Annotated in this window: 29 protein-coding genes; 8 read left to right on the plus strand and 21 right to left on the minus strand. The window is 68.6% G+C overall.

Annotated elements, in window-relative coordinates:
• Positions 1-2: 2 nt before the first annotated feature.
• The 8 genes from L6Q21_RS07000 to L6Q21_RS07035 form a co-directional block, all read right to left on the minus strand.
• Entirely contained in the window at positions 3-698 is a 696-nt protein-coding gene (locus L6Q21_RS07000) for a cistern family PEP-CTERM protein (protein ID WP_237830078.1), read from the minus strand.
• Positions 699-847: 149 nt separating this feature from the next.
• The gene (locus L6Q21_RS07005) at positions 848-1813 is read right to left on the minus strand and encodes an MBL fold metallo-hydrolase (protein WP_237830079.1); all 966 of its coding nucleotides are present in this window, start codon (positions 1811-1813) and stop codon (positions 848-850) included.
• A gap of 56 nt (positions 1814-1869) precedes the next feature.
• Positions 1870-2469 (minus strand): Holliday junction branch migration protein RuvA, encoded by a 600-nt coding sequence (ruvA, locus tag L6Q21_RS07010; protein WP_237830080.1) that lies wholly within the window; start codon positions 2467-2469, stop codon positions 1870-1872.
• Positions 2466-2951, minus strand: coding sequence for a crossover junction endodeoxyribonuclease RuvC (gene ruvC / locus L6Q21_RS07015; RefSeq protein WP_237830113.1), 486 nt, complete (start codon positions 2949-2951; stop codon positions 2466-2468). Before ruvC ends, ruvA begins: the two co-directional genes overlap by 4 nt.
• Positions 2951-3691, minus strand: a complete 741-nt coding sequence (locus L6Q21_RS07020; RefSeq protein ID WP_237830081.1) for a YebC/PmpR family DNA-binding transcriptional regulator — start codon at positions 3689-3691, stop codon at positions 2951-2953. The genes ruvC and L6Q21_RS07020 overlap by 1 nt, the downstream gene beginning before the upstream one ends.
• Before the next feature lie 57 nt (positions 3692-3748).
• Complete coding sequence (locus L6Q21_RS07025; protein ID WP_237830114.1) at positions 3749-4066, minus strand: heavy metal-binding domain-containing protein; 318 nt, start codon at positions 4064-4066, stop codon at positions 3749-3751.
• Positions 4067-4079: 13 nt separating this feature from the next.
• Positions 4080-4355: a putative hemolysin gene (locus L6Q21_RS07030; protein ID WP_237830082.1), complete on the minus strand. Its 276-nt coding sequence runs from the start codon at positions 4353-4355 to the stop codon at positions 4080-4082.
• A gap of 41 nt (positions 4356-4396) precedes the next feature.
• A complete protein-coding gene (locus L6Q21_RS07035) occupies positions 4397-4642 on the minus strand; it encodes a DUF2312 domain-containing protein (protein ID WP_237830083.1) in 246 nt (81 codons plus the stop codon).
• Positions 4643-4749: 107 nt separating this feature from the next.
• Between L6Q21_RS07035 and L6Q21_RS07040 the strand changes: the two genes are divergently transcribed.
• Both L6Q21_RS07040 and L6Q21_RS07045 read left to right on the plus strand, forming a co-directional pair.
• A complete protein-coding gene (locus L6Q21_RS07040; RefSeq protein ID WP_237830084.1) occupies positions 4750-6117 on the plus strand; it encodes an MATE family efflux transporter in 1368 nt (455 codons plus the stop codon).
• Positions 6114-6782 carry a queuosine precursor transporter gene (locus tag L6Q21_RS07045; protein WP_237830085.1) on the plus strand — a complete coding sequence of 223 codons (669 nt, stop codon included), beginning with the start codon at positions 6114-6116 and terminating at the stop codon, positions 6780-6782. Before L6Q21_RS07040 ends, L6Q21_RS07045 begins: the two co-directional genes overlap by 4 nt.
• 494 nt (positions 6783-7276) lie before the next feature.
• Here the strand turns inward: L6Q21_RS07045 and L6Q21_RS07050 are convergent, their stop codons facing one another.
• The 11 genes from L6Q21_RS07050 to aqpZ all read right to left on the minus strand — a co-directional run bounded on the left by L6Q21_RS07050 (position 7277) and on the right by aqpZ (position 16473).
• Positions 7277-8926, minus strand: coding sequence for a SulP family inorganic anion transporter (locus tag L6Q21_RS07050; protein ID WP_237830086.1), 1650 nt, complete (start codon positions 8924-8926; stop codon positions 7277-7279).
• A complete protein-coding gene (locus L6Q21_RS07055; RefSeq protein ID WP_237830087.1) occupies positions 8923-9171 on the minus strand; it encodes a helix-turn-helix domain-containing protein in 249 nt (82 codons plus the stop codon). Before L6Q21_RS07055 ends, L6Q21_RS07050 begins: the two co-directional genes overlap by 4 nt.
• A 52-nt stretch (positions 9172-9223) precedes the next feature.
• The gene (locus L6Q21_RS07060) at positions 9224-10033 is read right to left on the minus strand and encodes an N-formylglutamate amidohydrolase (protein ID WP_237830088.1); all 810 of its coding nucleotides are present in this window, start codon (positions 10031-10033) and stop codon (positions 9224-9226) included.
• A gap of 41 nt (positions 10034-10074) precedes the next feature.
• Entirely contained in the window at positions 10075-10443 is a 369-nt protein-coding gene (locus L6Q21_RS07065; RefSeq protein ID WP_237830089.1) for a HesB/IscA family protein, read from the minus strand.
• Positions 10440-10913, minus strand: a complete 474-nt coding sequence (locus L6Q21_RS07070) for a DUF59 domain-containing protein (protein ID WP_237830090.1) — start codon at positions 10911-10913, stop codon at positions 10440-10442. The genes L6Q21_RS07065 and L6Q21_RS07070 overlap by 4 nt, the downstream gene beginning before the upstream one ends.
• Entirely contained in the window at positions 10910-12136 is a 1227-nt protein-coding gene (locus L6Q21_RS07075; RefSeq protein WP_237830091.1) for a cysteine desulfurase, read from the minus strand. Before L6Q21_RS07075 ends, L6Q21_RS07070 begins: the two co-directional genes overlap by 4 nt.
• Positions 12133-12867, minus strand: coding sequence for a SufD family Fe-S cluster assembly protein (locus L6Q21_RS07080; RefSeq protein ID WP_237830092.1), 735 nt, complete (start codon positions 12865-12867; stop codon positions 12133-12135). The genes L6Q21_RS07075 and L6Q21_RS07080 overlap by 4 nt, the downstream gene beginning before the upstream one ends.
• Entirely contained in the window at positions 12864-13604 is a 741-nt protein-coding gene (gene sufC, locus L6Q21_RS07085; RefSeq protein ID WP_237830093.1) for a Fe-S cluster assembly ATPase SufC, read from the minus strand. Before sufC ends, L6Q21_RS07080 begins: the two co-directional genes overlap by 4 nt.
• Positions 13604-15088: a Fe-S cluster assembly protein SufB gene (gene sufB, locus L6Q21_RS07090; RefSeq protein WP_237830094.1), complete on the minus strand. Its 1485-nt coding sequence runs from the start codon at positions 15086-15088 to the stop codon at positions 13604-13606. Before sufB ends, sufC begins: the two co-directional genes overlap by 1 nt.
• Positions 15085-15525, minus strand: coding sequence for an SUF system Fe-S cluster assembly regulator (locus L6Q21_RS07095; protein WP_418895811.1), 441 nt, complete (start codon positions 15523-15525; stop codon positions 15085-15087). The genes sufB and L6Q21_RS07095 overlap by 4 nt, the downstream gene beginning before the upstream one ends.
• A 243-nt stretch (positions 15526-15768) precedes the next feature.
• Positions 15769-16473 carry an aquaporin Z gene (aqpZ, locus tag L6Q21_RS07100; protein WP_237830095.1) on the minus strand — a complete coding sequence of 235 codons (705 nt, stop codon included), beginning with the start codon at positions 16471-16473 and terminating at the stop codon, positions 15769-15771.
• A gap of 632 nt (positions 16474-17105) precedes the next feature.
• On the opposite strand from aqpZ, the gene L6Q21_RS07105 reads away from it, so the two are divergent.
• Complete coding sequence (locus tag L6Q21_RS07105; protein ID WP_237830096.1) at positions 17106-17900, plus strand: class I SAM-dependent methyltransferase; 795 nt, start codon at positions 17106-17108, stop codon at positions 17898-17900.
• Between the two features lie 194 nt (positions 17901-18094).
• Here L6Q21_RS07105 and ettA read toward each other — a convergent pair whose 3' ends face one another.
• A complete protein-coding gene (gene ettA, locus L6Q21_RS07110) occupies positions 18095-19774 on the minus strand; it encodes an energy-dependent translational throttle protein EttA (RefSeq protein WP_237830097.1) in 1680 nt (559 codons plus the stop codon).
• A 194-nt stretch (positions 19775-19968) separates the two neighbouring features.
• On the opposite strand from ettA, the gene L6Q21_RS07115 reads away from it, so the two are divergent.
• The 5 genes from L6Q21_RS07115 to L6Q21_RS07135 are packed head-to-tail and all read left to right on the plus strand — an operon-like array spanning position 19969 to position 25175.
• Entirely contained in the window at positions 19969-21555 is a 1587-nt protein-coding gene (locus L6Q21_RS07115) for an ABC-F family ATP-binding cassette domain-containing protein (protein WP_237830098.1), read from the plus strand.
• 32 nt (positions 21556-21587) lie between these two features.
• A complete protein-coding gene (gene trmB, locus L6Q21_RS07120) occupies positions 21588-22274 on the plus strand; it encodes a tRNA (guanosine(46)-N7)-methyltransferase TrmB (protein ID WP_237830099.1) in 687 nt (228 codons plus the stop codon).
• 15 nt (positions 22275-22289) lie between these two features.
• Complete coding sequence (locus L6Q21_RS07125; protein ID WP_237830100.1) at positions 22290-23225, plus strand: acetyl-CoA carboxylase carboxyltransferase subunit alpha; 936 nt, start codon at positions 22290-22292, stop codon at positions 23223-23225.
• Positions 23226-23242: 17 nt separating this feature from the next.
• Positions 23243-24739, plus strand: a complete 1497-nt coding sequence (locus L6Q21_RS07130; protein WP_237830101.1) for a M48 family metalloprotease — start codon at positions 23243-23245, stop codon at positions 24737-24739.
• Positions 24729-25175 carry a (deoxy)nucleoside triphosphate pyrophosphohydrolase gene (locus tag L6Q21_RS07135; RefSeq protein WP_237830102.1) on the plus strand — a complete coding sequence of 149 codons (447 nt, stop codon included), beginning with the start codon at positions 24729-24731 and terminating at the stop codon, positions 25173-25175. Before L6Q21_RS07130 ends, L6Q21_RS07135 begins: the two co-directional genes overlap by 11 nt.
• 206 nt (positions 25176-25381) lie before the next feature.
• On the opposite strand, the gene L6Q21_RS07140 is transcribed toward L6Q21_RS07135, so the two are convergent.
• A complete protein-coding gene (locus tag L6Q21_RS07140) occupies positions 25382-25639 on the minus strand; it encodes a GlsB/YeaQ/YmgE family stress response membrane protein (RefSeq protein ID WP_237830103.1) in 258 nt (85 codons plus the stop codon).
• Positions 25640-25653: the final 14 nt, after the last annotated feature.

The following is a 25653-nucleotide window of genomic DNA, read 5'->3' on the forward strand; positions in this document are numbered from 1 at the left end:
GCTCAGACGATGGTGCCGCGCGCGGCGCCCCGCCGCAGGGAGAAGCCGACGAAGCCGAAGCCCGCCACCATCAGCGCCCAGCTTTGCGGTTCGGGCAGCGGCACCTCGGCGGCGACGCCCCGGGAAATGCCGGAGGCGTTCTGGATGGCCACGTCGTTCGCCCGCACCTGCCGCCAGCGCACGAAGGAGTCGTGGAGCGTCAGGCTGGCCAGCGGCCCGACTAAGACGAGGGAAAAGCTGCCGGTTCCGGGCGCCGATCCAATGGCGAGGCCGGCGCCAGCGCTGGAAGCACACGCCCCGCCGCCCATCAGGAAGCAGAGGTCGGTGAAGCCGAAGCCCGGCACCTGCCCGCTGGCCGTCTGGGCGAAGCTGCCGTCCGACGTCGCGGAGGCGAGCGTGCCGTCCACGTCGAAACCGAAGCTCAGCAGCCGGGCTGTGGCGATGGAGGCACCAGTCAGATTCTCGATGCGGTAGCCGAAGGTGAAGCTGTCCGCCGTGCGGCCGGTCAGCTCCAGCGTCAGCCGGGCGCGCACATCGTCACGGCCGGGCAGGCCGCTCAGGCCTTCGAAGTCGAACCGGCCCTTATCGCCTACCGATGCGAAATCCAGCATCGTCGCGGCGCTTGCCGGTCCGGCGAAAGGCGGGGCTGCCAGGAAAACAGGCATGAAAAGGGCGGGAATCAGGAAACGGGTGAGCATGATGCTTCTCTTTTTGCGACCGTGATTCTTGTTCCGGCCGCCCCCATGGATTCCGGATGTGCGGCCGTTTGTTGAACAACTGTTAATCCTGATTCGCAAAAGAGTAAAGCGAAGAAGCTGTTACGGCCTTTTGCTCCCTCCCTTTCTCGTCAGCGACGGTCGAAATAGAGGCGCGCCATCCGCCCGAACAGCGCCAGCGCGTCGGGCGCGGTTTCCGACCCGCTCCAGTGCCGCCAGGCGGTGTCGACGTTGACGGCGATGCGCTCGGCGTCGCGCCAGCCGGCGTAGCGCGCCATCCCGCCCGAGGCGGCAAGGTCCAGCGCCGCCTCCTCGGCGCCCATGCCCGCCTCGAAGCGGGCCACGGATTCGGCTTCGACGTGGCGCAGATAATCGGCCACCTCGCGCACGCCGGAAAGGTCGGTCATCGGCCCATGGCCCGGCACGATATGGGCCGGGTCCAGATGCTCGATCAGTTCGCAGGCGGCGACCCAGTTGGAAAGCGGCCCGGCCCAGACGATGGGCGTGCCCTGGATGAACAATATGTCGCCGGTGAAGACCGTGGACGCATCCGGCACATGCACCAGCACGTCGCCGGCGGTGTGCGCCGGCCCCACTTCCAGCAGTTCCACGCGCAGATCGCCCACGTCCAGCGCGGCGGCGCCGCTGAAGGTGCGGGTCGGCGGGCGGTGGCGAACCCCGGCGAAGTCGAAGGGGGCGAAGATCTCCGCGAAGTAGCGCCCCGCCTCGCCCAGCGCCCCGGCGCTTCCGGCCGCCTTCAGTTGCGCCAGAGTCGCCGGGGTGAAGGCCTCCATCTCCCGCGCGCTGGCTTCGCTGGCAACGATTTCGGCATGCTCCAGCAGCGCGTTGCCATGGGTGTGGTCGCCATTGGCGTGGGTGTTGACGACGGTGTCGATCCCCTGCCGGCGGATGCCGCAACTGGCCTCCATGGCGCGAAGCATAGTGTCGGTCAGTTGCTCGTCGAACAGCGTGTCGACCAGCGCGGCTTCACCGCCGGCGGTGATCAGCCCGGCGTTGGACCAGCCCCAGCTTCCGTCGCCCTGGATCCAGGCCCAGAGGCCGTTGCCCAGATCCTTCAGTTCGGTCTCCACCGCCATCCCGCTCTCCCTCGCCACCCATTCAGCCCGGACGCTCGGAGCGGGGCAAGTGGAATCTAGCGGCTGGCCCGCTTCAGCGCCTCGCGGATAAGGGCGGGGGTGGGCAGTTCGCCCAGATCGCGCTCGGCTTCGGCCACGGCGCGCGCCGCTTCCGCCGGGCGGAAGCCCAGATTCTCCAGCGCCGACACCGCGTCCACCGCGGCGCTGGAAGCCGCCAGCGCCCGCAGGTCGGCGGCCGGCACGGAGCCGCCGCCGAAGGCCGGGGCCTTGCCCTTCAGTTCGGTGGCGATCCGCGCCGCCAGACGCGGCCCTACGCCCGGCGCGCGGGCGATCATCGCCTTGTCCTCCAGCGTCACCGCGCGGGCGATCTCGTCCGGGGCCAGCGTCCCCAATATGGCAAGCGCCAGCCGCCCGCCCACGCCCTGCACCCCGGTCAGCAGCCGGAACCAGTCCCGCTCGGCGGCCGACGCGAAGCCGAACAGGGTGATCGCCTCCTCGCGCACCTGCGTTTCCACCAGCAGGAAGGTGGCGGCCCCCGGCTCCAGCCCGGAAAGCGCCCGCGACGAAGCCTGCACCAGATAGCCGACGCCGCCCACCTCGATCACCGCATGGTCCGGGCCGATCGCCTGCACCAGCCCCTTCAGCGAAGCGATCATGCCGCGTGCACCCGCTGCGGCGCGGACCGCAGATGCGCATGGGCGATGGCGACGGCGAGCGCGTCCGCCTCGTCCTCGCCCATCGCCCCGCAGCCGGGCAGCAGCCGCGCGACCATGGCGGCGACCTGCGCCTTTTCCGCCGCGCCTGTTCCCACAAGCGCTTTCTTCACCAGCCGCGTCGCATGTTCGGCGACGGGGATATGCCCCACCGCCAGCAGCACCACGCCGCGCGCCTGCCCCAGCTTCAGCGTCGATTGCGCGTTGCGGTTCACGAACACTTCCTCGACCGCGGCTTCATGCGGGGCGTGCGCGACCAGCAGGGCGCACAGCCCATCGTGCAGCGCCCGCAGTCGTGCAGGCAGGGGATCGCCGGACCGGGTGGCGATGGCGCCATGCGCCACATGCGCCAGCCGGTTGCCCTCGGCCTCGATGAGGCCCCAGCCCGTGCGCGACAGGCTCGGGTCCAGGCCGAGGATGCGGATCACAGCCCGGCCATCACCTCGTCCGGCACGTCGTAATTGCCATAGACATTCTGCACATCGTCCAGGTCTTCCAGCGCGTCGATCATCTTCAGAAGCTGCTGCACCGTGTCGGCGCCCACTTCCGTCCATTCGCGCGGCCGCCAGGCGAGCCTGGCGCCGGTGGATTCGCCCAGCGTCGCTTCCAATGCCTTGGCGACTTCGTGGAGGGCGTCGGACGCCGTCCAGATCTCATGCTCTTCCTCGCCCGATTCCACATCGTCGGCGCCGGCTTCCAGCGCCGCTTCGAAAACCTTGTCCGGGTCGCCGACGGAAGCCGGGTAGGTGATGAGCCCCAGCTTGTCGAAGCCGTGCGAGACCGAGCCGGACGAGCCGACATTGCCGCCGTTCTTCGCAAAAGCGGTGCGCACATCGGTGGCGGTGCGGTTGCGGTTGTCGGTCAGCGCCTCGACGATGATGGAAACCCCGCCCGGGCCGAAGCCTTCGTAGCGGATTTCCTCGTAATTCTCGGCGTCGCCGCCTTCGGCCTTCTTCAGCGCCCGGTCGATATTGTCCTTGGGCATGGAATTGGCCTTGGCGGTGGCGATCACCGCGCGCAGGCGCGGGTTGAAGTTCGGGTCGGTGTTGCCGCCCTTCGCCGCCGTGGTGATCTCGCGCGCCAGCTTGGAAAACAGCTTGGAGCGCTTCGCATCCTGCGCACCCTTGCGGTGCATGATGTTCTTGAACTTGGAATGACCTGCCATGACGTAGCGCCTTAAGCCGCCCGGCGCAGCTTGAAAAGACGGGCCTGCCTGAAAAGATCAGACCGTCACGGCGGTGCCGGTCGCCGTCACCATCAGCATGGAGCCGGTCTGGCCGACCGCTTCGTAGCTCAAGTCGACGCCGACGACGGCATTGGCGCCCATGTCCTGGGCGCGGTCCGCCATTTCCGCCAGCGCCTCGCGCCGGGCGCGGCCCAGCACTTCCTCATATGCGCCGGCGCGGCCGCCGATCACATCGGTGATGGAGGCGAAGAAATCGCGCACGACATTGGCGCCGACGATGGTCTCGCCGGCGACGATTCCATGATAGGCGCGGATCGGCCGCCCTTCCAGCGTCGGCGTGGTGCTGACGATCATGTCGTTCGCCATCCTATTTCCCCCTGGATTCGCGGAACAGCGCCCATTCCTCCACCACGCGGCCGTCCGGCAGGTGGCAATAGCCGACCTGTCCCCCGGTCTCGCTGCGGATCTCCAGCTTCCCGCCGAGCTTCACGCAATGTTCGGACGCCGGATTGGCGATGCCGATGGCCTCGGGCGCCGGCGCGGCCGGCGTAGGGGCGGCCGGGGCGGGGGCGCTTTCCGGCGCCTTCTGGGCGGAACAACCGGCCAGCGCCAGCAAAAGCGCAGGGGTCAGCAGGGGCTTCATGCGTCTTTCTCCTTCGTCCGCCGGGCCGGGCTCGCGCCGCTTCAGATTTCCAGGCCCAGCGCCGCTTTATAGGTTTCCAGCAGCGCTTCCATCTCCTGCCGCGCATTATTGTCCATCCGGCGCAGGCGGACGATGGCCCGCATCGTCTTCACGTCGAAGCCGTTCGCCTTGGCTTCGGCATAGGTGTCCTTGATGTCGTCGGCGACGCCGCGCTTTTCCTCTTCCAGCCGCTCGATTCGCTCGATGAACAGCTTCAGTTGCTCGGCGGAGACATTCTCGCTCGACATATCGATCCTTCGTCAGGGCTTGCACGCTAGGCCGCCCTGCTAGGCGCGGGGGCGGCAATGCGCAACAGCCGCTTTGCGCGAGGCGGCAAGATGGCTATGGCGCGCCGATGGACGCGATTGCCAGCCAGAAGACGGGCGCCCCGGAAGGCTCCTACGGGGAACTGCTGCGGCTGGCGGGGCCGAACGTGCTGTCGCGCCTCGGCATCATGGCCATGGGCCTGACGGACGCCATCGTCGTCGGCCATTATTCCGCCGTGGAGCTCGGCTACCACTCGCTCGGCTGGGCGCCGACGGTGACAGTGCTGGTCGCCGGAATCGGCCTGCTGCAAGGCGTGCAGGTGCTGACCGCCCGGCACATGGGCGCCGGCAATCCGGAAAAGACCGGGGCCGTGCTCCGCCGGGGCATTTCCTACGCGCTGACGATCGGGATCGTCTCCACGCTGGCGCTGGTGCTGCTGGGGCCGCTGGTGATGCGCAGCATCGGGCTGGAGCCGGCGCTGGCGGCGGGCGCCTCGGCGGCGCTCGTCGTCTTCTCGCTCAGCCTGACGCCCTATCTGGTGGCCGACGCGCAATGGTTCTGGCTGGAAGCGCAGGGCAAGCCGCAGGTGCCGATGGTGGCGATGTGGATCGCCAATATCGTGAACCTGGTGCTGGCGCTCTGGATCGTGCCCGGCCATTCGCCCTTCCCGGTGACCGGGGCGGTGGCGGCCGGCTGGGTGACGCTGGTGGCGCGCGTCTCGCTGATGCTGATGCTGGGCATCTGGATCTGGCGCTGGGCGGAAGCGCATCGGGTCGGCGTCTTCCGCCGCTCGCCGCCGGACCGCGCCGAATCGCGCGAGCAGCGGCGGATCGGCTATGCCTCCGGCCTCTCCTACGCCATCGAGGCGGGGGCGTTTTCGGGCATGAACTTCGTCGCGGCGCAACTGGGCGTGCTGGTGGTCGCGGCCTGGGCGGTCGTCATCAACGTGGCGGCGGTCGTCTTCATGCTGCCCATGGGCATCGCGGCGGCGACGGCCGTCCTCGTCTCGCGCTCGGTGGGGGCGGGCAGCATCGCCGGCGTGCGCCGCGCCTGGCGCATGGGGATGACTCTGGCGCTCGCCGGGCTGGGGCTGCTCTCGGTGCTGATCTTCCTCGACACCGATCTCGTCACCCGCGCCTACACCGACGACGCGGCGCTGCTGGCGATGACGGGCAGCGCGCTGCTTCTCGCCTCGCTGTTCTTCATGGCCGACGGGGCGCAGGTCGTCTCCTCCAACGCCTTGCGCGCCCGTGGCGACATCTGGTGGCCGACGGGCATGCACTTCATCTCCTATATCGTCGTCATGCTGCCGCTCGGCTGGTGGCTGGCCGTGCACAAGGGCGGGGGGCTCGACGGAATCGTCTGGGCCGTCATCGTCGCCAGCCTGATTTCCGGCGCGGCGCTGACCTGGCGCTTCATCGCGCTTGGAAACCGCATGAAGCAGGGGGACGCATGACCAGCCCATCCGCGCCGGAAAGCCCCGCCGGGCAGACGCTCATCCCCCGCTCCCTCCAGACCTATGCCGTCTTCTACGGCGGGCTGCTGGTGGTGGCGGGCGTGCTGGGCTTCAAGCTGATCAGGCTGCCGCTGCCGGGGCTGGAGACGCTGGCGGTGCCCGGCGGCGTCTTCGGCTTCCTGCTGGCGATCGTCACGGTGAACGCCACCGCCGAACTGCACGGCCGGCCGGTCGCGCAGCGGATGGTGTTCATGGGCTTCGTGCCGCTCATCGTCTCGCTGGGGCTGATGCAATTGGTGCTGGCGCTCCCCCCGGCCCAGGGCTGGGAGGGGCAGGCGACGGCGCAGGCGGTGTTCGGCTCCTCCATAAGGCTGATGCTGGCCGGAATGGTCGCCTATGGCGTGTCGCAGACGCTGGACGTCACCATCTTCACCTGGATGCGCGGCCGGCCGGGCGGCCATATGCTGTGGCTGCGCGCCAGCGTCGCGGCGCTGGTGGCGCAGACGGTGGACACGCTGATCTTCGTGACCATCGCCTTCCTCGGCGTCTTTCCGCTGCTGCCGGTGATCGGCGGGCAACTGGTGGCGAAGGCCTTCGTCTGGTTCCTGGCGATCCCGCTTCTCTATTTGGTGGTCTGGGCAGGGCGGCGGCTGGACCGGCGCTGACCGCCAGAAACCGGCGCAAACCGGCAAAAAATGCCGATTCGGCCAATTCGAGTCGGAATAGTTTACAATTTCACTGCAAGTGCGAAGGGGCGCCGGGGTTAAAACAGGCCCTTTTCAGATGGTTAATGAATGTGGACGGCTTGGCACTGTTTTTGCTGCCATCCACCTTGAACCAGAGCTCTTCCCCAGGGTTGGAAGAGGCCCCGGGGCCGCCACCACGGCCCCGGGGTTTTACCCTGCCACATGCCGAAGCGATCCCCAGGGTTGGGGCAGTGGCGGGGCGGTGATTCGGCCTTTTCCATGATTCGCGCGCGCCGTCGAGTGGGCCGATCCGAATGGCTGTCCCCCACACGTCTGGCCGTCCTCCACTCGTCTGTCCCCCTCCCCCGTCTCCCCGGGCTTGACCCGGGGACCAGCTTTCCTCTCCCACCACCTTGCCGGGAAAAAGCCGCACCCCGGGTCAAGCCCGGGGAGGCGGGGAAAGGGCGCCGCCGTCACCCCTTCGCCGTGGCTTCGGCCATCGCCAGCGCCTCGGCATAATCGGCGGCGAAGCTCAACTCCCCCGGTCGCGCCAGCAGCCCGGCGCGCGCCAGTGTCTCGCGCGGCTGCGGCCTGACGCCGGAGAGGATCAGGTGGCAGCCCATGGCCTTCGCCCGATGCACCATCTCCTCCAGCGCCGAGGCGCCACTCGCGTCCAGATAGGGCACCAGCCGCATCCGCAGGATGATGGCGCGCGGCGGCTGGCCGATCCGGCGCATGGACTCCAGCAATTCCCCCGCCACGCCGAAGAAGAGCGGCCCGGAAATGCGGAACACCTCGACCCCGGCCGGCAGGCCCTCGCGCTGCGCCGGGTCTTCCCGGTCGGCGTCGGCGGCATCCGCTTCCACCTCCACCGCCTCGCTCATCCGCGCCATGAACAGGAAGGAGGCCAGCGTCACGCCGATGGCGATCGCCGCCGTCAGGTCCACGAACACCGTCAGGAAGAAGGTGATCAGCAGCAGCGCCCGGTCGCCGATCGGCATCCGCAGCAGCGCCACGAAGCGGTCGATCTCGCTCATCCCCCAGGCGACGACGAACAGGATGGCGGCCAGCGCCGCCATCGGGATGAAGCCCAGCAGGTCTTTCGCCGCCACCGCCGCCAGCGCCACGAACAGCGCGTGCACGATCCCGGCGACGGGGGTGCGCCCGCCGGCCTTCACATTGGTGGCGGTGCGGGCGATGGCGCCGGTCGCCGGCAGCCCGCCGAACAGCGCGCTCACGCTGTTGGCGACGCCCTGGCCCAGAAGCTCCTGGTTGGGGCGGTGGCGAAAGCCGGTCATGCCGTCCGCCACCACGGCGGAAAGCAGCGCTTCGATCCCGGCGAGGAAGGCGATGGTGAAGGCCGCCGGCAGCAGCGCCTGCACCCGCGCCACGGAAAGCTCGGGCAGGGCGGGAGCCGGGAAGCTAAGCGTCATCCCCGGAAAGCGGCTGCCCACCGTGTCCACTGGCAGGCCGACAAGCGCGACGATAAGGGCGGAAGCCGCCACCGCCACCAGATAGCCCGGCACCTTCGGCGCCACCCGCCGCAGGATCAGGATCAGCGCCAGCGAGCCGAAGCCGATCGCCGTCGTCGCCCAGTCCAGCGTGTCGAAGGCGGCGAAATAGGCTTGCCACTTCGGCAGAAACTCGGCCGGCGCCTCGGCGAGGTCCAGCCCGAGGAAGTCCTGCACCTGCGAGGAGGCGATGATGACGGCGATCCCCGCCGTGAAGCCGGTGACGACCGGGTGCGGAATATAGCGGATCACCTGCCCCAGCTTCACCAGCCCGGCGACGATCAGGATCAGCCCGCCCAGGAAAGTGGCGATCAGCAGCCCGTCATAGCCATGCTGGGTGATGATCCCATGCACCACCACCACGAAGGCGCCGGTCGGCCCGCCGATCTGCACGCGCGAGCCGCCCAGCGCCGAAATCAGGAAACCGGCGATCACCGCCGTCAGCAGTCCTTTTTCCGGCGAGGCGCCGCTGGCGATCGCCAGCGCCATGGCCAGCGGCAGGGCGACGATCCCGACCGTCAGCCCGGCAATCGAATCGGCGCGAAGCTGCGCCAGCGAATAGCCCTCGCGCAGCACGGTCAGCAGCTTGGGCTCCAGCTTCGCGCGGTTCATGAGCTCTTCAGCCGCACCCCGCGCCCGCCGTCCGGGCTGGGCGCGCCTTCGCCGATCAGCTCCACGCCCTGTGCTTCCAGCGCCGCCACCACCTTCACCAGCGTGTCGACGACACCGCGTACCTGCCCGCCGGAGGCCTCCATGCGCTGGATGGTGGGAAGCGAAACGCCCGCCAGCTCGGCCAGTTGCTTCTGGTCGAGGCCGATCAGCGCGCGGGCAGCGCGCATCTGGGCGCTGGTGATCATGGGTGAGACGATAATATTGATGTCTCAGATGTCAATTCTATATGGCTGAACCCTATTCGGCGGCCAGCGAGAATCCTGCGGAAAGCCCCATCCCGGGCAAGGCCGCCAGCAGCGCCGCCAGCACCCGGGCGATGCGTTCGCCAAGCGGCCCGAAACCGGCATGCGGCTTCAGCGAGACCGGCTCCATGTAGAGCGCCCGGTCGAACTCCAGTTGCACGGCGTGCAGCCCATCGGCGGGCCGGCCGTGCCGCTCGGTGGTGTGGCCGCCGGCATAGGGCTGGTTGCGCGCCACCCTGAGCCCCTCAGTCCGGAAAGCCTGCTCCAGCCAGTCGACGATAGCCGCCGCCGCGCTCCGCCCCCGCCGGTCGCCCAGCACCAGATCGGCGGCGTCCGCGCCCGCCAGGCTGGGCATGGAGTGCATGTCCAGCAGCAGCGCATAGCCATGCCGCCGCCGCGCCGCCTCCATCCCGTCCGCCAGCGTCCGGTGCCACGGCCGGTGCAGCGCGGCGATCCGCGCTTCGGCGATCTCAGCGGCTATCCGCCCGTCGTGAATCGCCTGCCCGGCGCCTGCGAGCCGCGGGAACAGCCCATGCCCGCGGCGCACCCGTTCGCTGATGATGGGGAAGTCCGGCAGCCGCCCGGCGATCAGCGCCGGGTCATATTCGGCCTCCGCCCGATTGAGGTCGATCACGGCGCGGCCATGCGTCGCCTCCATCAGCGGCAGGCCCAGCGCCACGCTGTCCGCCAGCAGCGCCCCCACATGCGCATCCTCCAGCCGCCGCAGCGCCGGCACCGGCAGGCGGGAAGCGGCGAGGAATTCGGGCGGGAAATACCGCCCGCTGTGCGGCGAGGCCAGAACCACGGGCCAGCCGCCGTCCAGCGCGCCGGACAGGCGATAGGGTCTCAGACGGTGAAGCTTTCGCCGCAGCCGCAGCTGCCCTTGGCGTTCGGATTCTCGAACACGAAGCCGGCGGTGAAATCATCCTCCCGCCAGTCCATTACCGAGCCGATCAGGTAGAGCAGCGAGCCGCCGTCCACGAACAGCGTGCCCGAAGGCGTCTCGATCGCCTCGTCGCCGGGCTTCGCCGTTTCCACATAGTCGATGGAATAGGCGAGGCCGGAACAGCCGCGCTTCGGGGTGGAAAGCCGCACGCCGGCCACCGGGCCGGGGGCCTTGGCGATCAAATCGGCGATCCGCCGCTCGGCGCCGGGGGTCAGCGTGATCGGCGCCGGGCGCGGGCGGGCAGGGCGGGCAAGCGTGTCGGTGGTCATAGCATTCCAAGCTCCAGCCGGGCCTCGTCCGACATGGCGGCGGGATTCCACGGCGGATCCCAGACGAGGTTCACGTCCGCCGTGGCGATCCCCGGCACGGACATCACCCGCAACTCCACCTCGCCCGGCATCGATTCCGCCACCGGGCAGTGCGGCGTCGTCAGCGTCATGGTGATGGTCGCATGGCCGTCGACGATCTCCACCCCATAGATCAGGCCGAGGTCGTAGATGTTCACGGGAATCTCGGGGTCGAAAATGTCGCGCAGCGCCGCGATCACCGAGTCCTTCAGATCGTCGCCTTCCATCGGCTCGGCCGGAGCGCCCTGCGCCAGGAAGCCGTCCAGATAGTCGCGCTCGCGGCGCGGCTCGGGCGCGCCCACGGGCCCGGCGCGCTTCGGCTGCGGCGCTTCCTCCACCAGTTCCACGTCGAAGCGGCGCACGGGCGGCTGCTTTTCCGGGGCGTCGGTCATGCGAAAATCCTCGTCGTTCGTTCGATACCCTGCACCAGCTTCGCCACATCGGCCTCGCTCGAATGGGCGGAGAAGCTGGCGCGGGCGGTGGCCGGCACCCCCAGCCAGCGCATCAGCGGCTGCGCGCAATGATGGCCGGCGCGGATGGCGACCCCGCCTTCGTCCAATATGGTGGCGATATCGTGCGGGTGAATATCCCCCACCGCGAAAGAGAGGATTCCAGCCGAATCCTCCGGCCCGAACAGCCGCACATCGTTCATCCGCGAAAGCTCGGCCCTTGCCAGCCCCAGCAACGCGCGTTCGTGCAGGTCGATGGCCTCGATCCCCACTTCCTCCACCCAGCGGATGGCGGCATGAAGGCCGATGGCGCCGACGATATGCGGCGTGCCCGCCTCGAACCGCTGCGGCGGCTTCGCATAGGTCACGCGCTCGAAGCGCACCTCGTCGATCATCGCCCCGCCGCCCTGCCAGGGCGGCATCGCGTCCAGAATGTCGGCCTTCGCCCAGAGCACGCCGATCCCGGTCGGGCCATAGAGCTTGTGCGCGGAAAAGGCGTAGAAATCCGCCTCCAGCGCCGCCACATCCACCTTCAGCCGGGGCGCCGCCTGGCAGCCGTCCACCAGCAGCTTCGCGCCCGCCGCATGCGCGGCGCGGGCGATGCGGGCGATGTCGGCGACCGCCCCCAGCACGTTGGACACATGCGCCACTGCCACCAGCTTCGTGCGCGGGCCGATCAGCGCCACCAGCGCCGCCTCGTCGATGCCGCCTTCGGCGGTCAAGGGCGCCACGTCGATCTCCGCCCCTGTCCGGTCGGCCAGCAGGCGCCAGGGCACGATGTTGGAATGGTGCTCCAGCGTCGACAGCAGGATGCGGTCGCCCCCGCCGATGTTCGCGTCGCCCCAGCTTTGCGCCACCAGATTGATCGCCTCGGTCGCGCCGCGCACGAAGACGCACTCCTCCGGCGCGCCGCCGATGAAGCGCGCCACGCGCTCGCGCGCGGCCTCATAAGCCTCGGTCATCTTCGCCGAGCGGGCGTAAACCCCGCGATGCACGGTGGCATAATCCTGCGCATAGGCCCGGGTGATCGCCTCGATCACCGCGCGCGGCTTCTGCGAGGTGGCGGCGGCGTCCAGATAGGCCCAGTCGGCCGGCACGCCGGGAAACTCCCCGCGCAGGTCCAGCAATTGCGGCGGGCGCACATGATGGGCGGCAAGCGGCCTCATGCCCGCGCCTCCAGCCATCGGGCCGTTTCCGCCTCCAGCGCCTCGCGTGCGGCGGCGTCTTCCAGCCCGGCGAAGGCATCGGCGACGAAGGCGCGGGTCAGCAGCGCCTCGGCTTCCGGCCGGGGCACCCCGCGCGATTGCAGGTAGAACAGCCCCGCCTTGTCCAGTTCGCCGACGGTGCAGCCATGGGCGCATTTCACATCGTCGGCGTAGATTTCCAGTTCCGGCTTCAGGTTCGCGGTCGCCGTGCGCTTCAGCACCAGCGCCCGCGCCGACTGCGCGGCATCGGTCCGCTGCGCGTCGCGCGCGACCGCGATGCGTCCAAGATAGGTGCCCACCGCCCGCTCGTCGATCACCACACGCACGCGCTGCCGGCTTTCCGCGTCCGGCTCGTCGTGGCGGATGTCGGTCACGATCTCCTGCACCACGGCGCCGGCCCCCAGCAGCACGCCGCCGAAATCCAGCGACGCCCCGGCCTTGAGATGCGCTACCAGCGCCACCCGCGCATAGCTGGCCGACTGCACCAGCAGCGCCAGATTCAGCCGCGCGCCTGCGCCCAGCTCCACCCGCAGGTCGTGGATTCCGCCTTCCGTCACCCGCAGCACATCCGCGCGCGCTTCACCCGCCGGCACGGAGATCAGCCGCGCCGGCTGCGGCGGCCACAGCGCGGCGACGGCGGCCATGTCGCTGTAGCGCCACGCCTCGTCCTTGCGGGTGGGAAGCGCGCTCACGCGGCCAGGCCCTCATAGCCCTGCGCTTCCAGCCGCAGCGCCAGTTCCGGCCCGCCGCTCTCGACGATTCGACCTTTCGCCAGCACATGCACCACGTCCGGGCGCACATGGTCCAGCAGCCGCTGGTAATGGGTGATCAGCAGCACGGCGCGCTCCGCCGAGCGGAAGCGGTTGATGCCTTCGGAAACGATCCGCAGCGCGTCGATGTCCAGCCCGGAATCGGTCTCGTCCAGCAGCGCGAATTTCGGTTCCAGCATGCCCAGCTGGAAGGCCTCGTTGCGCTTCTTCTCCCCGCCGGAGAATCCCACGTTCACGCCCCGCTTCAGCATGTCCATGTCGAGGCCGAGCGTCGCCGACTCCGCCTTCACCTTCTTCATGAACTCGGCGCCGGAGATTTCGGCTTCGCCGCGCAGCTTGCGCTGCGCGTTCATCGCGGTGCGCAGGAACAGCAGGTTGGAAACGCCGGGGATTTCCACCGGATACTGGAAGCCCAGGAACAGCCCGGCGGCGGCGCGCTCGTGCGGTTCCATGTCCAGCAGGTCGCGCCCTTCGAAATGGGCGGAGCCTTTCGTCACCTCATAGCCTTCGCGCCCGGCCAGCACATGCGCCAGCGTGGACTTGCCGGCGCCGTTCGGCCCCATGATGGCGTGCACTTCGCCGGCCTTCACCGAAAGGGTCAGCCCCTTCAGGATCTCGCGCTCGCCGACGGTCGCGTGGAGGTTCGTGATTTCAAGCATTATCCAACTGATCCTTCGAGCGAGATGCCCAGCAGCTTCTGCGCCTCCACGGCGAATTCCATCGGCAGTTGCTGCAAAACCTCGCGGCAGAAGCCGTTCACGATCAGCGCCACCGCTTCTTCGCCGGAAAGCCCCCGGCTCATCGCGTAGAATTTCTGGTCCTCGCTGATCTTGCTGGTGGTCGCCTCATGCTCGATCTGCGCGCTGGGGTTCTTCACCTCGATATAGGGGATGGTGTGCGCGCCGCACCTGTCGCCGATCAGCAGGCTGTCGCACTGGGTGAAGTTGCGCGCGCCTTCCGCCGAAGGCCCCACCCGCACCAGCCCGCGATAGGTGCTGTCGGAACGCCCGGCCGAAATCCCCTTGGCGACGATGGTGGAGCGGCTGCCCTTGCCCATATGGATCATCTTCGTGCCGGTGTCGGCCTGCTGATGGTTGTTGGTGACGGCGACCGAGTAGAACTCGCCCACCGAATCCTCGCCCATCAGCACGCAGCTCGGATATTTCCAGGTGATGGCGCTGCCGGTCTCCACCTGCGTCCAGCTCACTTTGCTCCGCGCGCCACGGCACAAGGCCCGCTTGGTCACGAAATTGTAGATGCCGCCCTTGCCGTCCTTGTCGCCGGGATACCAGTTCTGGACGGTGGAATATTTGATCTCCGCATCCGCCTCGGCCACCAGTTCCACGACGGCGGCGTGCAGTTGGTTCTCGTCCCGCTGCGGCGCGGTGCAGCCCTCCAGATAGCTGACATAGGCGCCTTCCTCGGCGACGATCAGCGTCCGCTCGAACTGGCCGGTGTTTTCCGCGTTGATGCGGAAATAGGTGGAAAGCTCCATCGGGCAGCGCACGCCCTTGGGCACCAGCACGAACGTCCCGTCCGAGAAGACCGCCGCGTTGAGGCAGGCGAAATAATTGTCGCGCACCGGCACCACCGAACCCAGATGCCGGCGCACCAGATCGGGGTATTCGCGGATCGCCTCGCTGATCGACAGGAAGATCACCCCCGCCCGCTTCAGTTCCTCGCGGAAGGTGGTGGCGACCGAGACGCTGTCGAACACCGCGTCCACCGCCACCTTGCGCGCGCCTTCCACCCCGGCGAGCACCTTCTGCTCCTCGATGGGGATTCCCAGCTTCTCGTAGGTGCGGCGGATCTCCGGATCGAGTTCATCGAGGCTGGCGAGCGTCGGCTTCGCCTTGGGCGCGGCGTAATAATAGGCGTCCTGATAGTCGATCGGCGGGATCTTCAGCTTCGCCCAGTCGGGCGCGTCCATCTTCAGCCACAGCCGATAGGCCTTCAGCCGCCACTCCAGCATCCACTCCGGCTCGCCCTTCTTGGCCGAGATGAAGCGCACCGTGTCCTCGGAAAGCCCCTTGGGGGCGAAATCCTGCTCGATCTCGGTCGCGAAGCCCCATTTATAGCTGGAAAGCTCCTCGACGGCGGCGGCGGCTTCCGCGTTGCGCGTTTCGGGAAGGGTCGCGGTCATGCCGGCACCTTGAGCGTTTCGGGCAGGCTTTCCTGCGCCAGCACCGCCAGCGACACGCCGGAAAGCGCGTCGCGCACGGCGCGGTTCACCGGCGCCCAGTGCGGCTTCACCTGGCAGGAGGTGGAAAGCCCGCAGCAGTCGGCGCCCGGCTGGCCGCAATGCGTCAGCGAGATCGGCCCGTCGATCGACTCCACGATATCGGCAAGGCTGATCTCGGCCGGCGCCCGCGCCAGCGTGAAACCGCCCGCCACCCCGCGCTGGGACGACAGCAGCCCGGCCCGCCCCAGCTGGCCCATCAGCTTGGCGACCGTCGGCGCCGGGATTCCGGTCAGCAAGGCGACCTGCGCGGCGGACGTCAGCCGCCCTTCCGCCGCGGAGCGAGCGGCGGCGGTCATCACCACGACGCCATAATCGGCAAGGTTTGAAAGGCGCAGCATCGACTCCGTTCCGGCAATTCGGACTTACTTGGTCCTATTTAGAATGCGCGAACCGCCGGTCAAGCCCCGTGGCGCATGGCCCGCATGGCCGCCACCCCCCCCGGCATTCGGCAGGCGTGGCCCCATGGCGCAGACGGGGCTTCATGTCCATGGGGCCCCTCGCGCAAACGGAAATCGGCGGCGACGGCCGTTATCTGGCCGTCCGCCGCCGACATTTCCGCGAGGCGGTCTTCAGGTAAGGCGTCAGTCGCGCTCGGCCAGCAGCGCCCGCCAGGCGAAGCCGGCGATGAGGGCGCCGACGATCGGGAAGACCCAGAAGAACCACAGTTGCGACAGCGCCAGCCCGCCTTCGAACAGCGCCGGGCCGGTGCTGCGCGCCGGGTTCACCGAGGTGTTGGTGACCGGGATGGAGATGAGGTGGATCAGCGTCAGCGCCAGGCCGATGGCGATCGGCGCGAAGCCGGGCGCGGCGCGGCGGGCGGTGGCGCCCAGGATCACGATCAGGAAGCCGGCCGTCAGCAGCACTTCGGTGACCGCGCCGGACAGGAAGTTGAACTTGCCCGGCGAATGCTCGCCGAAGCCGTTGGAGGCGAGGCCCCCCAGTTGCAGCGCGAAGTCGGGCCGGCCCGAGACGATCAGGTAGAGCGCGGCGGAGGCGAGGATCCCCCCCACCAGCTGCGCGGCGATGTAGCCGCCGATCCCGGAGGCGGGGAATTTGCCGCCGGCCCAGAGGCCGAGCGTCACGGCCGGGTTGAAATGCCCGCCGGAGATCGGGCCGACCGCATAGGCCATGGTGAGGACGGTGAGGCCGAAGGCGAAGGAAACGCCGAGCAGGCCGATCCCCACATCGGGGAAGGCGGCGGCCAGCACGGCGCTGCCGGTGCCGCCGAAGACGAGCCAGAAGGTGCCGATCAGCTCGGCGATGAGTTTCTGCGAGGTTGTGGGCATGCGTGCGTCCCCCAAGGTTGCGGCCCGCCCCACCCCTGGGGCGGCCTGTGGCGCCAAGCATAGCCCGAGGGGGCCGCCGGTGCCAATCCGCTTTCCGAAAGCAAAAAAGCCGGGAAACGACATTCGGAAACTACCGGTAAACCCCGCCAAACCCCCATCACCCCTGCCTTGAAGCCGCTATCACCCCCGTCTTGAAACCTCCGTCTTGAAACCTCCGTCACCCCGGGCTTGACCCGGGGTCCAGCTTCTCCCTGCCACGGCGCCGCAGAGAAAAAGCCGGACCCCGGGTCAAGCCCGGGGTGACGGGCCTGTGGCGATCCGACCCGTTCAAACGGAACCGTTGTCAATTTTCGGTTGAACTTCAGCGCCCGCACACCCCATATTCAAGGGTGGAGCCGGAACGCACGGTTCCCGGGGCGTAGCAACCCCGAACGTAGACGGTTGGGCTGCCCGATGCGGCTCGCACATCCTTGACCCTATGGTCGGGGAGCCTGCGGCGTATGTCCAGGGCTTCCCAGCCTAAAGGTCGTAGGGACCGATCTACGTCGGTTTGCTAACTCCCCGATCACCAGGGATCATGGTGTGAAGCCTTACGCGGGGGCGTACCGCCAAAGGCTTCATCGGGGATATCGATGACCGATGCTTATGTGCACGACAGCTATGCAGCCTATCGTCCGGGGTCGGAACGATCCGCGGCCATCGTCGCGGATTTGATCCTGCCGCTCCTTCGGCCGGAATCCGTGCTGGACGTGGGTTGCGGAACCGGCGGCTGGCTGGAGGCGTTTCGGGCGCGCGGTGTCCGGCAGGTTCATGGGATAGATGGTCCATGGGCGCCGGCTGCGCAGGTGCTACGCCCCGGTGAGTTTACCGAGATAGACTTCCAGAAGGCAAGCGCCGACCCGGCGCCAACATTGCCGCTTGGGAAATATGATCTGGTAACATCGCTGGAGTTTCTGGAACATGTGACTGCTGACCGCGCCGACATGCTGGCCCGCTTTCTGGCCCGGCAGGGCGATGTGCTGCTGGTGTCCGCCGCCATTCCGCTACAGGGCGGCCAGCATCATGTGAACGAACGCTGGCCGGAATATTGGGTTGGCCGTTTTGCGGCGCTCGGTTTCGAAGCCTTTGATGGAATCCGCTTCGCGCTCTGGAACGAAGCGGATGTGGAAAGCTGGTATCGCCAGAATATGATACTTTATTTTCGAGGAGGCGTGCCGGATAGCGTCCGCAAATGGGGCGAGGCGCTTGCATTGAATGCGCTCGAAAGTCCTCGGGCGGTGGTGCACCCGGAATTTTACGCCAAGCGTCTGGGCCGCCTGCACATGGCCGTGACGCGCCCGCTGCGTTTCGCCCATATGCTCCTCACCGAAAACAGGGCGCAGGCACGCAGCGCGCCACCTTTCGGCAACCTTGGGCGCGAGCCTTAGCTTTTTCGCGTTCAAGCGCTGACGAGGCTGGAGATATCCTTCGCACGTCGTCCCCCTCCCCGACCCTCCCCCGCAAGCGGGGCGAGGGAGACAGGAAACCGCCCCTGCTCCCTCCCCCCGCAGGGGGGAGGGTTGGGGAGGGGGGAAGCAACCTGCGACGAACAGCGCGCCCGACGCAGCAGCGCAACCCCCCGCTACCGCGTCAGCCGCTTATACTGCAACCGGTGCGGCCGTTCCGCCGCCGGCCCCAGCCGCCGCAGCTTGTCCGCCTCATACATTTCGAAATTGCCTTCGAACCATTCCACATGGCTGTCGCCTTCGAACGCCAGGATATGGGTGGCGAGGCGGTCGAGGAAGAAGCGGTCGTGGCTGATCACCACGGCGCAGCCGGCGAAATTCTCCAGCGCCTCCTCCAATGCGCGCAGCGTTTCCACGTCGAGGTCGTTGGTCGGTTCGTCGAGCAGCAGGACGTTGCCGCCCTCCTTCAGCATCTTGGCCATGTGCACGCGGTTGCGCTCACCGCCCGAAAGCTGCCCCACCTTCTTCTGCTGGTCGGTGCCCTTGAAGCCGAAGGCGCCGACATAGGCCCGGGTCGAGACTTCCTGCTTGCCGAAGGTGAACCGCTCGTTCCCGCCCGAGACTTCCTCCCAGACATTCTTGTTCGGATCGAGCGCGTCGCGGCTCTGGTCCACATAGCCCAGATGCACCGTCTCGCCGATCTTGATAGTGCCTTCGTCGGGCTGCTCCTGCCCGGTCAGCATGCGGAAAAGAGTGGTCTTCCCCGCGCCGTTCGGCCCGATCACGCCGACGATGCCGCCCGGCGGCAAAGTGAAGGTCAGGTCCTCGAACAGCAGCTTGTCGCCATAGGCCTTGGTCAGCCCGGTCGCCTCGATCACCGTCGAGCCCAGACGCTCCGGGTTGCGGATGAGGATCTGCCGGTCGGACGAGCGCTGCGCGTCCTGCTTCGCCACCAGCTCGTCGAACGCCTTGATCCGCGCCTTGGACTTGGTCTGCCGCGCCTTCGGGCTGGAGCGGATCCACTCCAGCTCCTGGTTGATGGCCTTGGTGCGGCTTTCGCTTTCCCGCTCCTCCTGCGCCATGCGCTTGGCCTTCGCCTCCAGCCAGGCGGAGTAATTGCCTTCGAAGGGGATGCCCTGGCCGTAATAAAGCTCCAGCACCCAGTTCACGACATTGTCGAGGAAGTAGCGGTCGTGGGTGACGAGGATGACGTTGCCCTTGTAATCCTTCAGATGCTGCTCCAGCCAGCTCACCGATTCCGCGTCCAGATGGTTGGTCGGTTCGTCCAGCAGCAGGATTTCCGGCTTCTCCAGCAGCAGGCGGCAAAGCGCGATCCGCCGCTTTTCCCCGCCCGACAGGCTGGTGACGGGCCAGTCGCCCGGCGGGCAGCGGAGCGCGTCCATGGCGATCTCCAGCTGGTTGTCCAGCGTCCAGCCGTCCACCGCGTCGATCTTCTCCTGAAGCTCGCCCATTTCCGCCATCAGCGCGTCGAAATCGGTGTCGTCGGTCGGCTCGCCCATTTCCGCCGAGATGGCGTTGAAACGGTCGATCATGTCGGCGACCGGGCGCACCCCGTCCTTCACATTCTCCAGCACCGTCTTGTCGGGATCGAGCTGCGGCTCCTGCGCCAGATAGCCGACGCGCACGCCTTCGGCGGCCCAGGCCTCGCCGGCGAAATCCTTGTCCATCCCCGCCATGATCTTCATCAGCGTGGACTTGCCGGCGCCGTTGATGCCGATGATGGCGATCTTCGCGTCCGGCAGGAACTGCAGGTGGATGTTGTTCAGGATCGGCTTGGGGGCGCCGGGGAAGGTCTTGGTGAGACCCTTCATGACATAAGAATATTGGTAGGCCACGTCGGTCCTTCGGGGCTGGCGTAAACGGGAAGTCGGGCCGGGCCTTAGCGCATCGGCGCGCCGCGTTCAAACGCTCGCGCCTCTTGCGCATGGCCCTTCGAATGGGCATCTGGGAATGGTCGAAGGCAGGAGCAAGGATCGAATGGATTTCAATCGCTGAACCCCGAACGTCTCTCCTGGGAAAGCGATCATCCATGCCTGCCTCCATCACCCTGTCCGATCTCGGCTGGTCCACGCCGGACGGCCGACCCATATTCCGGCAACTGAATCTCGCCTTCGGTCCCGGGCCGACTGGTCTCGTCGGTCGCAACGGTTCCGGCAAATCGACGCTCCTGAAGCTGATCTCCGGCGAATGCGCGCCTTCGGCCGGCGCCGTCTCGGTGGCGGGCAGCGTCGCCACGCTCCGCCAGCAGGTGGAGCCGACGCCCGGCGCCAGCATCGCCGGGCTGATCGGCGTGGCCGACGGACTGGCGCTGATCCGGCTGGCGGAAAGCGGCGAAGCCAGTGCGGAGCAGCTCGAGGCCTGCGACTGGCTGCTGGAATCGCGGCTGCAAGCCCTGCTCGCCGGCGTCGGCCTGTCGATGCCGCCGGAAACCCCGCTCGACCGGTTGTCGGGCGGCCAGCGCACCCGCGCGGCCATCGCCGCCCTGCTTTTCGCCGAGCCGGACATATTGCTGCTGGACGAGCCCACCAACCATCTGGACGCCGATGGTCGCGCGGCGATCGCGCAGCTTCTGGCCGATTGGCGCGGCGTGGCGGTCGTCGCCAGCCACGACCGGGCGCTCCTGGAAGCCATGCACCGGATCGTCGAACTGGGCCATGACGGCGCCCGAACCTATGGCGGCGGCTGGAGCGCCTATCGCGCGCGGAAGGCCGAGGCGCAGGCGGCCGCCGAACAGCGCCTGGCCGACGCGGAAAAAGCGCTGGCGGATGCGAAGCGCAGCGCAACCCGCAACGCCGAGAAGCAGGCAAGGCGCGACGCGGCGGGGCAGCGCAAGGCAATGAAGGGCGACGAGCCCGCCATCGACCTGGGGCTGCGCAAGGACCGCGCCGAAAAGACCGGAGGCGGCCATGGCCGGATCGCCGAAAGCCGGATCGCCGCCGCCCGCGAGGCGCATGAAAGCGCGCGCGGGCGGATCGAAGTGGTGAACCCGCTGGCGGTCGCCATGCCCTCCACCGGGCTTTCGCCGAGCCGCCGCGTCGTCGAGCTGGAGAAGGTCGGCACCGGCCATGTGGAAGGCGAATATGTCCTCGGCGATCTCGATCTCGCCCTGATTGGGCCGGAGCGTCTGGCGGTGACCGGGGCGAACGGCGCCGGCAAATCCACCCTGCTGGCGCTGTTGGCCGGCCGCCTGCGGCCTTTCTCCGGGCGGATGGCGGTGCATGTCCCGCTGGCGTTTCTCGACCAGGAGGTGTCGCTTCTGAACCCGGCGCTTTCCATCCGCGACAATTTCCGCGCCCTCAATCCGGGCGCGACGGAGAACGATGTCCGCGCCGCCCTCGCCCGCTTCATGTTCCGCGCCGGCGCGGCGCTCCAGCGTGTCGGCACGCTTTCCGGCGGAGAACGGCTGCGCGCCGGGCTGGCCTCTGTTCTGGGGCTTCGCCCGCCGCCGCTCCTGCTGCTGGACGAGCCGAGCAACCATCTCGACATCGACGCGCTGGAAGCCGTGGAACAGGGCCTCGCCGCCTATGACGGCGCGCTGGTCGCCGTCAGCCACGACGAGGCGTTTCTGAAGGCCATCGGCATCGGCCGCCGCCTGCACCTGGGAGCCGGAAGCTAGGCAGAACCGGCCCAAGCCTTTAGACGGGCCGGGTGACCGCCTCCGATCCGCTTTCCATCCGCCGCCTCTACGGCCGCGCCCAGGGCCATCCGCTGCGCTCGAACGCCCAGCGGCTGGTGGACGAGCTGCTGCCCGCCCTCGCCGTGCCCGGCGAAGGCACCCTAAGCGCCGAACGCCTGTTCGGCGACGGCCGCTCGCTCGCCTTCGAAGTCGGCTTCGGCAAGGGCGAGCATCTGGGCTTCCAGGCCGGGCGCGCGCCCGGCACCGGCTTCATCGGCGCCGAACCCTATCTGAACGGAGTCGCCGGCCTGCTGGCCGAGGTGGAGGCGCGCGGGCTGCAAAATGTCCGCATCCACCGCGGCGACGCGCTCGACGTGCTGGAGCGCCTGCCAGACGCCAGCCTCGACACGCTCTACCTGCTCCACCCGGACCCCTGGCCCAAGGCCCGCCACGCCAAGCGGCGCTTCGTGAACCCCGGCCCGCTGTCGGTGGTGGCGGCGAAGCTGAAGCCCGGCGGCGAATTCAGGGTGGCGACAGATCATGTCGGCTACATGCGCCACACATTGGCGGTGATGCAGTCCGATCGCCGCTTCGAATGGACGGCGGAAACGCCGGACGACTGGGAACGGGTGCCGGCAGACTGGCCGGACACGCGCTTCGCGCAAAAGGCCCGCAGGCTGGGCCATGATGTGTGGCGCTTGATTTATCGGCGGCTCTGACCAACTGGAGGGTGCATGGCGCAGATACTGGAATTCGAAAAACCCGTCGCGGCCCTCGACGCCGAAATCGCAAGCCTCGCGGCCGACACCGCGCGCGCCGCCGAGCGTGAGGCGATCGAGGCGAGGCGCAACCGGCTGCTGGCCGAAATCTACGGCAAGCTGACCCCCTGGCAGAAGACGCTGGTGGCGCGGCATCCCAACCGCCCGCGCTTCCTCGTCATCGTCGAGCAGCTGTTCGAGGACTGGGTGCCGCTCGCGGGCGACCGCGCCTTCGGCGACGATTCGGCGATCCTGGGCGGGCTGGCGCATTTCCGCGGCCGCCCGGTCATGCTGATCGGCCATGAAAAGGGCCATGACACCGAAAGCCGGGTGAAGCGCAACTTCGGCATGGCGAAGCCCGAAGGCTATCGCAAGGCCGCGCGGCTGATGCGCATGGCCAGCCGCTTCGGCCTGCCCATCGTCACGCTGGTGGACACGCCCGGCGCCTATCCGGGGATCGACGCGGAAGAGCGCGGCCAGGCCGAGGCCATCGCCCGCGCCACCGAAGCCTGCCTCGAAGCCGAAGTGCCGATGGTCTCCGTCATCATCGGCGAGGGCGGCTCGGGCGGCGCGGTGGCGCTGGCGGCGGCCAACAGGGTGCTGATGCTGGAACATTCCGTCTATGCGGTGATCTCGCCCGAAGGCTGCGCCTCCATCCTCTGGCGCGACGCGGCGAAGGCGGCGGACGCGGCGGTCGCCATGCGCATCTCGGCGCAGGATCTCGCCGAGCTGGGGGTGATAGACGGAGTCGTGCGCGAGCCGGTGGGCGGCGCCCACCGCGCCCCCGAAGACGCCATCGCCCTTCTGGGCGACGCGATCGACGCCGCGCTCGACGGGCTGGAAGCCCTGCCGGCAGACAGTCTGAAGGCCGCGCGGCGCGCCCGTTTCCTGGCCTTCGCGCAGGCGGCCTGAGAGGGAGGGGCGAGAGGATGCTGCAAGCCCTGAAACACGCCGGAGGCGCGCTGAAACACGCCGGAGGCGCCTTGGCGATCGCCGCCGCGCTCGCCGTGGCGACGGTTCCGGCCGCCGCCCCCGCGCAGGCGCAGCAGCAGGCCCAGCAGCAGGCCCGTGCCCTGACCGGCCTGTCGCCCAGGGACCGGCAGATCGGCGCGGAGGGCTACAAGCAGATCGTGCAGCAGTTCGGCGGCGCCGTCGACGGGCCGCTGGCCGATTATGTCCGGCGCGTCGGCGTGATGGTGGCGATGGCCTCCGTCCCCGGCTCGCGCGCGGAGGACTGGAAGGTCACCGTCCTCAACTCCCCCGTCCCCAACGCCATGGCGACGCCCGGCGGCTATCTCTACATCACCCGCGGCCTGCTGGCGATGATCAACAACGAGGCGGAGCTGGCCTCCGTCCTCGGCCATGAAGCCGGCCATGTCGCCGCCCGCCATTCCGACAAGCGCAACAGCCGCGCCACCATCGGCGCCCTCGGCTCGCTGGCGGCCTCGGTGCTCCTCGGCGGGGACGCCGCCAACCTCGTCAACACCGGCGCCGGCGCCTGGGTCGCCGGCTTCTCCCGCTCGCAGGAGAATGAGGCGGACACGCTGGGCATGCGCTACGCCATTTCCGCCGGCTACGACCCGCGCGCGGCCGCCTCGATGCTGGCCGCGCTCGACCGGGTCGCCGCCGTCGAGGGGCGGGAGAGCTTCCAGCGCCAGGGCCTCAACTCCATCTTTTCCACCCACCCGGTCACGGCGGAGCGGGTGCAGCGCGTCGGCCGGCAGGCGGCGCAGACGGGAGTCGGCGGCGCCACCAACCGCGACGCCTATCTGTCGGCGATCGACGGCATGACCTATGGCGACGCCCCGGATCAGGGGATCATCAGCGGCCCCAGCTTCCGCCACGCCTCGCTTCGCCTCGCCTTCGACGCGCCCCCCGGATTCCAGCTCCAGAACAGCCCGCAGGCGGTGGCGGGCCAGGGCCGCGACGGCGCGCAGTTCATGTTCACCGGCGTGCAGGCCGGGCCGAACGTGCCGCTGCAGGATGTCGTGCGCAAGGTGTGGCAGGAAACCGCCGGCTCCATGCCGCAGGCCAGCTACGCCGAGCGGCAGGTGAACAGCTTCGACGCCGGCCTGTCGCAGGCCCGGCTCAGCAACCGGCAGGGGCAGCAGCTCGACGTGTCGGTGAACGCCTTCCGGGGGACGGGCAATCAGGTCTATGTGCTGCGCACCATCGCGCCGGCCGGCCGTGGCGCCCAGTTCGACGGCATGGTCACCTCCTTCCGCAAGCTGACGGCGGCCGAGGCGGAAGCCGCCGGCCGGGGGCGCCGCATCAAGCTCGTCACCGTGAAGGCGGGCGACACGCCGGAGCGTCTGGCGGCGCAGATGTCCGCCCCCTACAACCGGGTGCAGAGCTTCCTGGCGCTGAACGGCATCGCCAACCGGGCGCTGCAACCCGGCGAGCGGCTGAAGCTCATTGTCGGCTGACACACTGGACTGCCCCGGCGGCAGCCCCTCCCGCGCGCTCCCCCTGCTGACGGTCGCCTGCGCCGTGCTGGTGGACGCCGACGGCCGCATCCTGGTGACGGACCGCCCGCCCGGCAAGGACATGGCCGGCCTCTGGGAATTCCCCGGCGGCAAGGTCGAGCCGCTGGAAAGCCCGGAAGCCGCGCTGGTGCGCGAGTTGCACGAGGAACTGGGCCTCGAAACCGTAACAAGCTGCCTCGCGCCCTGCGGCTTCGCTTCCCATGCCTATGAAAAGGTGAATCTGCTGCTGCTGGCCTACGCCATCCGCAAATGGCGGGGCACCCCCACCGCGCGCGAGGGCCAGCGGATGCAATGGGTGCGGGTGAACGACCTGTTCCACCTGCCGATGCCCCCGGCCGACAAGCCGCTGATAGGCCAGATAGCCGCCATCCTCTGAAAAAACTCCCTCCCCCCACCGGGGGGAGGGTTGGGGAGGGGGGAGCAACCGCGCCACCCAAAAACCGCCGCCGGTTTCCCCTCCGCTTTCCACGTCACCCCGGGCTAGACCCGGGGTCCAGCTTCTTTCCCCACCACCGTAGCCGCAAAAAAAACCGCACCCCGGATCAAGCCCGGCGCGCCGAAACTAGGTCGCCCAACCCAATATCAGGGCTTGTTGATCAGCATCCGCCAAAGCCCCAGCACGATCAGCGCGCCGATCACCGCCCCGAAGAATCCGGCGGACTCCCCTTGCGCATACATCCCCGTCACCTGCCCGATCCAGGAGAACAGCACGGCGCCGAGGATGCCGAGGAAGGTGGTCAGCAGGCAGCCTTGCGGGTTGCGCGGGTCGCTGGAGATCAGCCGGGCCAGAAGCCCCGCGAAGAAACCGATCAGGATCACGCCAAGCCAGGTCGATGCCATGAATATTCCCCCGT

The sequence above is a fragment of the Sandaracinobacteroides sayramensis genome, assembly GCF_022014495.1.
Lineage (GTDB): Bacteria > Pseudomonadota > Alphaproteobacteria > Sphingomonadales > Sphingomonadaceae > Sandaracinobacteroides > Sandaracinobacteroides sayramense.